Origin of the sequence: Rickettsiella endosymbiont of Xylota segnis (genome assembly GCF_964019545.1) — a bacterium.
Taxonomy (GTDB): Bacteria; Pseudomonadota; Gammaproteobacteria; order Diplorickettsiales; family Diplorickettsiaceae; genus Aquirickettsiella.
In genome coordinates this window covers 729,608-742,247 of record NZ_OZ026451.1, presented here as the reverse complement: position 1 = coordinate 742,247, position 12,640 = coordinate 729,608, and the positions used below count along the sequence as shown (strand labels likewise).

Annotated in this window: 11 protein-coding genes and 1 tRNA gene; 8 read left to right on the top strand and 4 right to left on the bottom strand. The window is 38.2% G+C overall.

Going from position 1 to position 12,640, the window contains the following annotated elements:
* Window positions 1-3: 3 nt before the first annotated feature.
* The 4 genes from lolB to AACL18_RS03345 all read left to right on the top strand — a co-directional run bounded on the left by lolB (window position 4) and on the right by AACL18_RS03345 (window position 2,671).
* Window positions 4-615, top strand: coding sequence for a lipoprotein insertase outer membrane protein LolB (lolB, locus tag AACL18_RS03360; RefSeq protein WP_339051411.1), 612 nt, complete (start codon window positions 4-6; stop codon window positions 613-615).
* 118 nt (window positions 616-733) lie between these two features.
* Window positions 734-1,612, top strand: coding sequence for a 4-(cytidine 5'-diphospho)-2-C-methyl-D-erythritol kinase (gene ispE / locus AACL18_RS03355; protein WP_339051409.1), 879 nt, complete (start codon window positions 734-736; stop codon window positions 1,610-1,612).
* Window positions 1,592-1,666, top strand: a tRNA-Gln gene (locus AACL18_RS03350). The genes ispE and AACL18_RS03350 overlap by 21 nt, the downstream gene beginning before the upstream one ends.
* A 54-nt stretch (window positions 1,667-1,720) precedes the next feature.
* Window positions 1,721-2,671, top strand: coding sequence for a ribose-phosphate pyrophosphokinase (locus AACL18_RS03345; RefSeq protein ID WP_339051597.1), 951 nt, complete (start codon window positions 1,721-1,723; stop codon window positions 2,669-2,671).
* A gap of 48 nt (window positions 2,672-2,719) precedes the next feature.
* Here AACL18_RS03345 and AACL18_RS03340 read toward each other — a convergent pair whose 3' ends face one another.
* Complete coding sequence (locus AACL18_RS03340; protein ID WP_339051407.1) at window positions 2,720-4,057, bottom strand: HAD family hydrolase; 1,338 nt, start codon at window positions 4,055-4,057, stop codon at window positions 2,720-2,722.
* Between the two features lie 448 nt (window positions 4,058-4,505).
* On the opposite strand from AACL18_RS03340, the gene AACL18_RS03335 reads away from it, so the two are divergent.
* The 4 genes from AACL18_RS03335 to AACL18_RS03320 all read left to right on the top strand — a co-directional run bounded on the left by AACL18_RS03335 (window position 4,506) and on the right by AACL18_RS03320 (window position 9,234).
* Entirely contained in the window at window positions 4,506-5,216 is a 711-nt protein-coding gene (locus tag AACL18_RS03335) for a 50S ribosomal protein L25/general stress protein Ctc (RefSeq protein ID WP_339051406.1), read from the top strand.
* 63 nt (window positions 5,217-5,279) lie between these two features.
* Window positions 5,280-5,936 carry an aminoacyl-tRNA hydrolase gene (pth, locus tag AACL18_RS03330; RefSeq protein ID WP_339051404.1) on the top strand — a complete coding sequence of 219 codons (657 nt, stop codon included), beginning with the start codon at window positions 5,280-5,282 and terminating at the stop codon, window positions 5,934-5,936.
* A gap of 12 nt (window positions 5,937-5,948) precedes the next feature.
* Window positions 5,949-7,040 (top strand): redox-regulated ATPase YchF, encoded by a 1,092-nt coding sequence (ychF, locus tag AACL18_RS03325; RefSeq protein ID WP_339051402.1) that lies wholly within the window; start codon window positions 5,949-5,951, stop codon window positions 7,038-7,040.
* Between the two features lie 448 nt (window positions 7,041-7,488).
* Entirely contained in the window at window positions 7,489-9,234 is a 1,746-nt protein-coding gene (locus tag AACL18_RS03320; protein ID WP_339051401.1) for a hypothetical protein, read from the top strand.
* Between the two features lie 33 nt (window positions 9,235-9,267).
* Here the strand turns inward: AACL18_RS03320 and AACL18_RS03315 are convergent, their stop codons facing one another.
* The 3 genes from AACL18_RS03315 to sucC form a co-directional block, all read right to left on the bottom strand.
* Entirely contained in the window at window positions 9,268-10,230 is a 963-nt protein-coding gene (locus AACL18_RS03315) for a cysteine synthase family protein (RefSeq protein WP_339051400.1), read from the bottom strand.
* A 126-nt stretch (window positions 10,231-10,356) separates the two neighbouring features.
* A complete protein-coding gene (sucD, locus tag AACL18_RS03310) occupies window positions 10,357-11,226 on the bottom strand; it encodes a succinate--CoA ligase subunit alpha (RefSeq protein ID WP_339051398.1) in 870 nt (289 codons plus the stop codon).
* A 64-nt stretch (window positions 11,227-11,290) separates the two neighbouring features.
* Entirely contained in the window at window positions 11,291-12,466 is a 1,176-nt protein-coding gene (gene sucC, locus AACL18_RS03305; RefSeq protein ID WP_339051397.1) for an ADP-forming succinate--CoA ligase subunit beta, read from the bottom strand.
* Window positions 12,467-12,640 lie beyond the last annotated feature (174 nt).

The following is a 12,640-nucleotide window of genomic DNA, read 5'->3' as shown; positions in this document are numbered from 1 at the left end:
TTTATGAAAAAGATTAGTGTCATTATTTTAGCGGTTTTTTTGAGCAGTTGTGTGAGTTTTACACGAACTCCTACACCACTCCCTAAGCCCAAAAGAGTTAATCACTATCTTCCCTGGGCACAACGCAAAGCCCAATTGAATGCTATACAAAATTTTCGTGTCAATGGTAACCTTGCCATCCATGAAACAACCGGTCACGGTGTCAATGCTTCATTCAGCTGGGAACAGAACTATCCTAATTATCAACTCAACTTTTTTGGTCCCTTAGGCACACAAAGTGCTGTACTCACTGGCAACCCTAAGCGAGTCAGTTTAACTACGCATCAACAAACTTATCATGCACAAAATCCAGAAAAACTTTTACACGATCAACTAGGTTTAAATTTACCGGTATCACAATTCTATTATTGGTTACGCGGCCTACCCGCTCCTCAATCACGTTATACCACTAATCTAGATGCTTATAACCATATCATGCAACTCCGTCAATCCGGTTGGCGCGTTGTTTATCAACATTTTACTAACATCGGAAAAATTGATTTACCCGATCGTATTCAGCTATCCAACTGCCAATGGCAAGTTCGAATTAAACTTACCCATTGGGACATTAAATAATACGCTTCGCACTTGAATTTTTGGTTGCGTTGCGGCTCAACTCGCGATCATATAATATACATCCCGGTTGCTTCAACGCGATCCACTCCCAAAAAATCTAATTACTGTGAGTATAACCATGTACTATTGGCCTGCCCCTGCTAAATTAAATCTTTTTTTACATCTTACCGGTCGCAGACCCGATCACTATCATGAACTGCAAACTGTTTTTCAACTGATTGATTACTGCGATGAATTAAGTTTTACGCAACGCGCCGATCCACAAATTAATTGCACGTGTGTATCATTACTTAACCCCGTCACTGCAGCAGTCATTCCCGATGAAGATAATTTAGCCATTAAAGCGGCACGGTTATTACAAGATAGAAATAAAAACTTACCCGGCGTCGATATACTTATCAAAAAACGTATTCCGATCGGCGGCGGTTTAGGTGGCGGTAGTTCCAACGCTGCAACGACACTCGTCGTGTTAAATCATTTATGGAAGTTGCATTTGCCTTTAGACGAATTATTAAACTTAGGTATGACACTCGGCGCCGATGTACCCATATTTATTCAAGGTGAAAGCAGTTGGGCTGAAGGAATAGGTGAAAAACTACACCCAATACCGTTACCTGAAAAATGGTTTGTGGTAATGATTCCACCATTAACAATTTCGACTGCAAAACTTTTTTCACATCCCCGATTGACATACAACACGACACCCATCAAAATACAAACCTTTTTAAGCGGATCATTAAATACACATAATGATTTTGAACACATCGTTAGGCAGGATTATCCAGTGATTGCAGAAGGCTTAGACTTCTTAAATCATTATGCCCCTGCTCGCTTATCAGGGACCGGCGCGTGTATTTTTGCTACACTCAGTACAAAAATAGCCGCTGAAACACTACTAGAAAAAATTAAAGCGCCTTATCAAGGCTTTGTGTGTAAAGGGTTAACCACTTCACCTTTACAACAAATAATGAAAAATTGGGGTGTCGCCAAGTGGTAAGGCACCGGGTTTTGATCTCGGCATTCCTAGGTTCGAATCCTAGCACCCCAGCCATACATATCCATCTAATCTTTATATTTAACACAATGAGGTTCCTCTGTGTCTGAAATGATGCTCTTTACTGGTAACGCTAATCGAACTTTAGCTGAAAAAGTAGCTAAACATTTAGGCAAAGAATTAGGTAAAGCCACTGTCAGTCAATTTAGTGACGGTGAAATCATGGTAGAAATTTTAGAAAATGTCAGAGGACAAGACGTCTTTATTATGCAACCGACCTGTCCGCCGGTTAACACCAATTTAATGGAACTCATCATCATTGCCGATGCCTTACGTCGCGCATCGGCGAAACGTATCACGGCGGTCGTTCCTTATTTTGGCTATGGCCGTCAAGACCGACGAATTCGTTCCTCACGTGTTCCAATTACTGCGCGGGTCGTTGCCGATATGATGACGGCTGTGGGTATTAGTCGTTTACTCACGGTGGATCTACATGCTGATCAAATCCAAGGGTTTTTTGATATTCCCGTGGACAATGTGTATGCCACACCAGAAATCTTAAAAGATATGGAAAGCCAAAAGTTTTACAAAAGCAATGAGCAATTAATTGTCGTATCACCGGATGTAGGAGGCGTGGTTAGAGCGCGTGCCATTGCTAAACGCTTTAATGATGCTGATATCGCTATCATCGATAAACGCCGTACCGGTCCAAATAAAACCGAAGTTATGCATATTATCGGTGAAGTGAAAGATCGTAATTGTTTATTAGTCGATGATATCGTCGACACGGGTGGCACTTTATGCTTGGCCGCGCAAGCTTTAAAAGAAAATGGTGCTCATTTAATCATGGCATATTGTACACATCCGGTTCTTTCTGGGAATGCTATAGAGACTATTCAAAATTCAATTATCAATGAACTCGTCGTCACCGATACCGTTCCGTTAAGTGATGAAGCAAAGCATTGCAAAAAGATCCGTCAATTAAGTTTGAGTGATATGTTGGCGAAAACAATTTGCCGCATTAATTCGGAAGAATCGGTCAGTTCGATGTTTGTCGACTAAACCTCGCTTTATTGATGAACCTCCTTGTTCAAAAATAAATTTTTATTATCAACTAAATTGTTTACTCGCTGTTTTTGTTTTTGTTTTTTCTTGCGTTTTTGTATTATCACGCGAAGTAGATGAATTAACTGAACTAAAAAGTGTGGATGTAGATGTTCCTTGCATTGCTTGCTTTTTTTGCCTTTCTTGCAATTTTTTCTCAAGTTCATTACGAAATATGTTGTTAGACACTGCACTCTGTTGATCTGTAGAATCTTTCAAGCGATTAGCGTTTTTAGGCGGAGCTTTTAGAAGCTTCTTTAAGCTTTCTTCTTCCTTAAGTTTGTGATCCACTGCAGGGGTGGTTGAAATTTGCTGTAGTTGTTTATCCGTTGTTGGTGTTTTATTAATTTCCTCGAGTGGTGTATTCCAAAATTTAATAACTTCCTTTCTCTTAGCTTCCATAAGTTTAGGAATATTTAATTTTTGTTCTAGAGGAGTTGGCTGTGGTGATTGTTTAGTAACTTCTTTAGACACTGCACCTTGTTCCTTGGTAGATTTAGGAATAGATTCAACGTGTTTTGGTTTATTACTATCAACAATAGGGGCAGCAAGCTTTTCTTTCTCTAACTCTGCTAAACGGTCATATTTTGCTTTAAGAGTTAATTCAATTCCATTCAATTCTGAAGATAAAATTGATTTTTCTTGTGATGATAATTCTTTATTCTTAAGTTGATTAATCTTCTCTATTCTCTCGCTTTCTAATACTTCCCTTTGTTGCTTTAGCTGTTCAGATTCTGATAACTGTTTTGGTTTAGCATTACGATCAACAACAGGTGGTTGTTCTTCCAGTTTTTTCAGTTCTTCCAGTTTGTTTTGAAGCTCAGTTAAATGTGAACCATCCTTTTTAGCATGGATAACTTGATAACCTGCTTGTTTGGCTGCATCAATGTTTTTCTTTGAATCATCGATTAAAAAAACATCCTCTGCATTGCCTGAAAAAATCTTTTTTTCTCCAGATTTTTCAATAGTTTTTGCAATAGATTCTTGTATGTATGCATTTTTATTTTCTTTTGCGGGATTTGCTGGAAACTTAGCGATGATGTGTATATCTTCTTTAATAAAATCTTCATCTAAACCTATTTTTTCCAGAAATTTCGGAATAATGGGAGCAAAGGAATTAAATGAATTGATGGCAACATAATGACCCTGTTGATTTATATCTTCAAAAATATTCTTCCAAGTATCCATTGAACCAATTATTGGAAAGCCCTGTACTACCGCCCAATCTCCATTGACGTATTCTGGAGCATCAGGGTTGGCCCTTTTTTCTTTAATAATTTCATTATGCGTATGGCCTGATACGATAGTTCCATCAAAATCAAAGACAAATAATTTTTTTTTCATAAAATCTCCTGAAATTTTTTATTACCTATTAAAAGTATAATACTTAACTAAACTTAAAAAAATATTAAGTTAATTCACTAGATAATATGAAATAAAATTTAGAGAATCGATTAATCGACAAAAACCACAGATTAAAGAAATAGAGATTTATAGCTAGAATTTTATTTAAGAGGCTCATCCCGCATCCTATAGCTTGGTATTTGTCAGGGTAACTTTTGTAAAAATTCCTAAAAACACCTGGAATTTTATTGTAAATCCCCGTAAACTACTGCACTTATTCCTGGTCGCGGGATGAGATACTCACAGCAATGGGATTTTTGGCAAGGCGCCGCGAGAATGAAGCAGCCGGAGTGTATTAACATACATGAGGATTGCGAATTCAGCGATAGCACAGTCAAAAATTCAAGTGCGAAGAGTATAATTTTTTGAATTTGAGGAAAAAAATTATATGTCAACAAATCATCAATTTGAACTCAACGCAGAAACTCGAGAGGTATTTGGGTCGGGTGCGAGCCGCCGTCTCCGCCGTCTTGAGAATCGCGTTCCTGCTATTTTGTATGGTGCTGCAGAGCCGCCCTTACCTATCTCTTTGGAACATAACCAAATATTGCAGGCGCTGGAAAATGAAGCCTTTTACTCGCATATTTTAAGCATAAAAGTCGATGGTATCGAACAAAAAGCGGTATTAAAAGACCTGCAACGGCATGCCTATAAGCCGCGTATCTTGCATGTCGACTTAATGCGCGTATCTGCAAAAGAAAAAATCACTATGTCAGTACCCTTACATTTTAATGGTGAAGCCGATGCACCGGGTGTCAAAGACGCTGGCGGTGTACTCACCAAACTAGTCAACAGCGTCGAAGTTCGTTGTTTACCGGCAGCACTTCCAGAGTACATTGAGGTCGATGTATCTAGCTTAGAACTGGATGAATCCATCTTATTATCCCAGCTCAATTTACCGCAAGGCGTTGAATTAACCGCAGCGATCAGTCATGAAGACGACCGGCCGGTGGTCAATATTCATATACCACGTGCGGTTGTCGAAGAGGATCTGACCGCAGCACCCGAATCAGCTGAAGTACCTGCTATCAATGTCAAAGATGATGCTGAACAAACAGCCAGTGAAGGTAAAGAAAAGGCCGAAAAGGACAAAAATTAAACCTCAGTATGGAAACTCATCCTAACTACTCACAGCAATGGGATTTTTGGCAAGTGCCGCGTTTTGCAGCAATCTGGTGTACACAATAAAGATGGGGATTGTGAATTGAGCGGCAACACGGACAAAAATTCAAGTGCGAAGAGTATACAGCTGATTGCCGGCTTAGCGAATCCTGGTAAAGAATACGTAAAAAGCCGGCATAATGCAGGAGCATGGCTCATTGATGCGCTATTACATCAGCATTCCTTATCCGCTTTAAAGATGGAAAATAAATTTCATGCTTCGGTGACGACCTGGTCACTCGCGGCTGGAAAATGTTACGTACTAATCCCCAACACCTATATGAACGATTCCGGACGTGCAATTAAAGCCATTGCTAATTTTTATCGCATCCCCACCGCATGCATGTTAATTGTCCATGATGATTTGGATTTATTACCCGGTGTGGCGCGCTATAAACAAGGTGGTGGTGACGGCGGACATAATGGTTTAAAAGATATTGTGGCTAATTTGCACAGCAAAGATTTTTGGCGCTTGCGACTCGGCATTGGTCATCCTGGCCAGCGTGACCGTGTCCATGATTATGTCTTGAGTACACCTTCTATTGCTGATAAACAAAGAATAGAGCTAGCCATCGAACTTGCGCTGAGCACATTCACCTATTTTGCCGAAGGTAAACAAGAACAGGCGATGCAAATTTTACATACACAACAAGAATAACAGGAACACTTTATGGGATTTAAATGTGGCATCGTTGGCCTTCCCAATGTTGGGAAATCCACTTTATTTAATGCCTTAACCAAAGCAGGTATTGCAGCGGCCAATTATCCTTTTTGCACCATCGAACCCAATGTGGGTATCGTCCCAGTTCCAGACCTACGTCTTAGTGCGCTAGCCAAGATTGTTAAACCGCAAAAAACAATACCTACTACGATGGAATTTGTTGATATCGCGGGTTTAGTGCAAGGGGCTGCACAGGGTGAAGGTTTAGGCAATAAATTTCTTGCACATATCCGCGAGGTTGATGCGATTGTGCATGTTGTACGCTGCTTTGAAGATACCGATGTTGTACATGTCACAGGCCAAGTCAACCCAGTTGCTGATGTGCAAACTATCCATACTGAATTAGCCTTAGCCGATTTAGAAAGCGCTGAAAAAGCGGTATTGCGTCTTAACAAAGCCAGTAAATCTAATGACAAATCGGCACTACTAACTAAAAATTTATTAGAACGTATTATTCCAGAATTAAACCAAGGTCGCTTATTACGTCAACTTGATTTCAATCCTGAAGAATTAGTGTTGTTGCGTCCTTACTCTTTTTTAACGCTCAAATCCACCTTATATATTGCCAATGTCGATGAACAAGGCTTTATTAACAATCCATTACTCGAGCAATTAGAAACGTATGCCGGTGCAAACAAAGCTAAAGTTGTGGCGATTTGCGCTAAATTAGAAGAGGATTGTATTGATTTAAATGATGAGGAAAAACAAGAATTCTTACTAGCCTGTGGTTTAAGCGAAACCGGCCTGGATCGTTTGATACGTGCCGGTTATGAATTACTGGATTTACAAACCTATTTCACTGCAGGTGTCAAAGAAGTTCGTGCTTGGACCGTACACAAAGGCGCTACCGCTCCACAAGCGGCTGCTTGCATCCATACCGATTTTGAAAAAGGCTTTATTCGCGCTGAAGTCATCAGTTACGATGACTTTTTACGTTATCAAGGTGAACAAGGCGCTAAAGAAGCCGGTAAGTGGCGTTTAGAGGGTAAAACCTATCGGGTCAAAGATGGCGATGTGATGCATTTTTTATTTAATGTTTAATGCTCACGCTATTATTAATACCTAAATTTTTGTAAATACGTTGTTTAAGCTTTTTGGTGGGTATCCTTTCTAAAAAAGGAACTACTATAAAAAACTAAGCTTTTTACTGTGCGTTCCAAAAGACTCAATTTATCTTCTCAAGCATGTTTTTCAATTTTTGCCCCATTTCTCTAAGGCACATTCAAAATTTTCTTATATATCATTTAATTTTTCTTCAAATTGTTCTTTTGAATTTAAATCCAGTTATAACTTTAAATAAAATTAAAATTCACTAATAAGTAATGTTTTTTATAAAAAAAACAATTTTAGAATCTTTTTTATTAAAAAAAATTTTTAATTTTTTATTTTTTTTTTAATAAAAAATATCTAATTGTAATATTTTTTGTTATACTTTAACTTCGATAGATAATGATTGTTTTTAAGTCAAACTCCAGGATAAGGAGCTCATATGAATTTAGACTATTTAGATCAAGACATCCCAAAATATTGGATTTTATTACTGCATTATTGGCTACCTTTTTTTAAAACTCCTAGCGATTTTTATTTTAAATGTCGAGATTTCATTGATGATCTTAAACGCTCGGGTTACAAATATTTTCCTTGGCACAAATTTCCTGATTTATTATTTATTTTTGAAAAATATGCTTATGAAACATCAGAAATAAATATAGCTAAGAAAATTATTGATACTATTTTTACTAAAAAAAGTCATCTCATTACCAAAAAACTCTTAGTACAGTTTTTTGAGCGATTTAATCCAGATAACACCCGTACACCTATATTAAACGCTGTTTTACAGCAACTACCAGCAAAATTGTATAGTGAGTATTTTAGCAAATTGAATGCAGTTAACTGTTCTTCAAGAAATCTAAAATGGTGCGCTCGTTTAAAAGATAAATTTTTACTAGAAGATAGATTAACACTCATCTTATCCTTGCCTGACAACAAACTAACAGCCAATCAATCGATTCTATTCAATTTGGCTATCCAAGAATGTGAAGAAAAATTTATTATGCATAAAGTTGAATCAAATTTTTTAAATGACAATGTCATAGAACATTTGCTTAAATTTATCTTCTCACGTACACCTACTTTGATTTTTTCGAATAGTTTTATTCGATCCTTAATAAATCAATCGCTAGAAACTCAAAACGCAATAATAATTTCTTATATACGAAAACTTGATGCACAAGATAGATATAACTTTTTTGAAAGTTTCTTAAGAGGTAGTAAAAATTTTCAGAAAAATACCCAATATTTTCTTAGCCTTTGTCCAGATGAACAATGGCCCGATCTCATCGATCAATTAATCATTTCTGTTTTTAACGCGATTAAATCTGAAAAAACGGACGACGATTTAACAGACCCTGTAAGAAAAGCAAAATCAAATGCGGATTATACAGATTTGTTACTATTAACGCAGCTACAAGAACAAACAATTACTTGTCCACTTAAGCTCTTTCAATTTCTTGCCATACAAAATTTAACCGAAATATCATTTGACTTAGACGCACTAAAAAAAGTTTTTACAGCAAATCATGGCTCGCTTGAATATCGTAAAAATTTCCCAATAGAATTCCAATCTGCCGTCGTTGAAAGTAGTATCTTAGCCATAAAAATATTTATTGAAGATCATTTTTTGATCTATGTACCCAAAGAAAACACGCGCAAGAATGCTCATCGATATTTTTATCAATTTTTTACCGATGCAGATACCAGAAAATCTGTGAATATAGCAGAGCTTTTACTAAAAAAATTACCTGAACATTTACAATCACAACCTAAATGCAAAGCTAATTTAAATTTTCTACAACAACTGTTATCACAACTCTACTTAATAGCAGAAGATCCAAACATTGCTAAATTTAAAAATGAACATCTTATGCAACAAAATAAAAAGCAAACAGAAGATGAAGAAAAGTTCGAAGCACGACGAGAACTTCTGCAACGTATCCGCGAAGGAAAGCAAAGCAGTGTCGCTTATCAACGCATGGAAGAACTTTTTGGTTCTAAAGCGTCAACCATGCAAGAAAAATGGAAAAAGAATTTAGGTATACATTTTTTTGATGCCAATGATAAAGAAGAGCGTAAACTGGCTTTTAAAGCAGCAGCAGAGATTATAAAATATAATCGTGAATGCAATGATTTTTGTTTAAGCACTTCACCTTCATCAACAAGTTATTTTGCTCTATAAAATTAAACGAATAACCTGACGATTAGAAGTCTATTACAAAAGTTGCTGCGCTAACATCCAATCGTCATTATAAATTTTACTGAGATATTTAATCCCACTATCGGGCAAAATAGTAACAATGGTTGTGGGTTCGGTCAATTTAGCAGCTATCTTTAATGCCGCCCAGACGTTTGCTCCTGATGAACCTCCCACTAACAACGCTTCTTCTTTGGCTAAACGCCGTGCCATCAAAAACGCTTCTTTATCGGTAAAAGGAATAATCTCATCCAATACAGAAAAATCGAGGGCTTTGGCTATATGATCTTCGCCCACTCCTTCGACTAAATAATTACAATTCCCTCCTTCTGGAATTTTTCCATTCTTAAAATATTCATAGTAAATGGAACCAACTGGATCGGGCATAATCACTTTAATGGCTGGTTTTTTTTCTTTGAGAAAACGACCCACACCCGACACTGTACCACCCGTGCTACCGGAGGCTATAAAAATATCGATATTACCTCGTGTTTGTTGCCAAATTTCTGGCCCCGTACTGAGATAATGCGCTTCAGGATTTTTTGGATTATCATATTGATCAAGTCGAAAACTATTAGGAGTTTCCATAGCAATACGCTTAGCAACATTGACATAATGCTCTGGGGAATCCGGCGCAACCGCTGTTGGAGTTACAACTATTTCAGCGCCATAGGCACGCAAAGTATTTTGTTTTTCCAGACTGACTTTATCCGGCATAGTCAAAATGGCGCGATAGCCTTTTGCAGCTGCCAGCATCGCGATAGCGGCACCGGTATTTCCTGATGTATTTTCAACTATCGTGCCGCCCGGTTTTAAGTAACCGTTTTGTTCGGCATCGGCAATAATATAATCAACAATACGATCTTTTACACTTCCGCTAGGATTCGCGAATTCACATTTAACAAAGATGGATACCTGTTTATTTGGAACTATTTTTTGTAATTTAATGAGCGGGGTATTACCTATCGACTGTAAAATCAAATTTATACTCTTCGATGTATTGCCATTCAATTCGCAATCCTCATGGTTACTATATATACCAAATTATTGCATGGAGACGGCACATGCCAAAAATGCCATTGCTGTGCATACCCTATGAAAAATTGATTATAAAAATTGTGCAATCTTTTTACCCATATCGGCGGGAGATTTTACGGTATGCACACCGGCTGCTTCTAGGGCTTTAAATTTTTCCGCAGCAGTGCCTTTACCACCTGAAATAATCGCACCGGCATGGCCCATACGTTTTCCAGCGGGAGCTGTTACGCCGGCAATATAAGCCACCACTGGCTTAGTCACGTAAGTTTTAATAAAATCTGCGGCTTCTTCTTCTGCTGTGCCGCCAATTTCGCCAACCATTAAAATGGCTTGTGTTTGGGGATCTTCTTGAAACATGCGCAGTACATCAACAAAATTCATGCCTGGAATCGGATCACCACCAATTCCGACACAAGTACTCTGTCCCAAACCTAAGTCAGTTGTTTGTTTAACCGCTTCATAAGTTAGAGTACCTGATCGTGATACGATACCGACGCAGCCGGGTTTATGAATATACCCTGGCATGATACCAATTTTACATTGTCCGGGTGTAATCACTCCAGGACAATTCGGTCCTATTAAACGCGAATGGGTATTATTTTCTAAATACACCTTCACATCTAACATATCCAATACTGGAATACCTTCAGTAATACAGACAATTAATGAAATACCCGCATCGGCTGCTTCAACAATGGAATCTTTACAAAAAGGTGCTGGCACATAAATAACACTGGCATCAGCACCGGTTTCTGCAACCGCATCCGCAACGGTATTAAATACTGGTAAATTTAAATGTTGTGTTCCACCTTTACCTGGTGTCACACCACCCACCATTTGCGTACCGTAGGCGATGGCTTGTTCAGAATGAAATGTCCCTTGTTTACCGGTAAAGCCTTGGCAAATAACTTTCGTGTTTTTGTCGATTAATATACTCATGTTTATATCTAACCTTTTATAAAAATGTTTTATTTTGCAGCCAAAAACTCAGGTGCGAAGCGTATTATGCAGTCATTGGAGATTTAACAGCAGCAACTATTTGTTCCGCAGCTCCAGTTAAACTATTCGCAGCAATGATATTTAAACCACTTTCAGATAATTTTTTTGCGCCTAGATCGGCATTATTACCTTCTAAACGCACCACCACTGGAATTTTAACCCCAACATCCTTGACGGCACCAATAATTCCATCTGCGATCATATCGCAACGGACGATACCGCCAAAAATGTTGACTAAGATACCTTTAACTTTTTCATCAGATAATATGATCTTAAATGCTTCCGTAACTCTTTCTTGTGTGGCGCCACCACCCACATCTAAGAAATTAGCAGGATTTCCACCGTGTAACTTGATTAAATCCATGGTCGCCATGGCTAAGCCTGCACCATTCACCATACAGCCAATGTCACCGTCTAAAGCAATATAATTCAATTCCCAATCGTGAGCTCGGTTTTCACGTTCATCTTCTTGCGAAGGATCGCGCATCGTGCGCAATTGGGCTTGTCTAAATAAAGCATTATCATCGACCACTACTTTGGCATCTAAACAAATCACATGATCATTTTGATCGATAATCAAAGGATTAATTTCTACTAAACTCAGATCGCGCTCGACGAACATCTTACCCAGACCTAATAAAATCTGCGTAAATTCTTTTAATTGATTAGCGGTTAATTGCAGTTTAAAACCAATATCACGTGCCTGATATGGCATCACCCCGAGCAAAGGATCGATGGTAATTTTTAATATTTTTTCGGGTGTTTCTTCTGCGACCTTTTCAATTTCAACACCCCCTTCGGTACTCGCCATGATAACAACACGACGCGTACTGCGATCTAATACTGCACCTAAATATAACTCGCGTTTAATATCACAAGGTTGAGCAATCAATATTTGATTAACTGGTTGACCATGCTCATCGGTTTGAAAAGTCACTAAACGTCGACCGAGTAGGCGTTTAGTTTCCGCCGCTACCGCCTCTTTACTGGTCACATATTTAACTCCGCCTGCCTTACCTCTTCCGCCTGCATGCACTTGTGCTTTGACCATCCATGCATTTCCACCTAAGGCTTCGGCAGCGGCCAAGGCCTCTTCTACTGTGCTAACGGGTTTACCTAAAGGTACGGGTAAACCATATTCGCTAAATAGTTCTTTACCTTGGTATTCATGTAGATTCATGGATTTCTTTTTCTCCTAATTATTAGCTGTTCGCATTAGCATTTTTGTCTACGTTACCGCTTTATCCGCAATTTTCATGCCTATATTGTATACACGTAAATTGCTGCAGGGTTACGGCACTTATCAAAAATCCCATTGCTGTGAGCATACTTTTTAAAAATAATGATAACGGAT

What these genes read in the sequence shown, in the direction of transcription:
- AACL18_RS03320 (WP_339051401.1), top strand. Translation starts at nt 7,489, where the DNA reads ATGAATTTAGACTATTTAGATCAAGACATCCCAAAATATTGGATTTTA.
- ispE (WP_339051409.1), top strand. Translation starts at nt 734, where the DNA reads ATGTACTATTGGCCTGCCCCTGCTAAATTAAATCTTTTTTTACATCTT.
- sucC (WP_339051397.1), bottom strand. Translation starts at nt 12,466, where the DNA reads ATGAATCTACATGAATACCAAGGTAAAGAACTATTTAGCGAATATGGT.
- AACL18_RS03345 (WP_339051597.1), top strand. Translation starts at nt 1,721, where the DNA reads ATGATGCTCTTTACTGGTAACGCTAATCGAACTTTAGCTGAAAAAGTA.
- sucD (WP_339051398.1), bottom strand. Translation starts at nt 11,226, where the DNA reads ATGAGTATATTAATCGACAAAAACACGAAAGTTATTTGCCAAGGCTTT.
- ychF (WP_339051402.1), top strand. Translation starts at nt 5,949, where the DNA reads ATGGGATTTAAATGTGGCATCGTTGGCCTTCCCAATGTTGGGAAATCC.
- AACL18_RS03340 (WP_339051407.1), bottom strand. Translation starts at nt 4,057, where the DNA reads ATGAAAAAAAAATTATTTGTCTTTGATTTTGATGGAACTATCGTATCA.
- AACL18_RS03335 (WP_339051406.1), top strand. Translation starts at nt 4,506, where the DNA reads ATGTCAACAAATCATCAATTTGAACTCAACGCAGAAACTCGAGAGGTA.
- lolB (WP_339051411.1), top strand. Translation starts at nt 4, where the DNA reads ATGAAAAAGATTAGTGTCATTATTTTAGCGGTTTTTTTGAGCAGTTGT.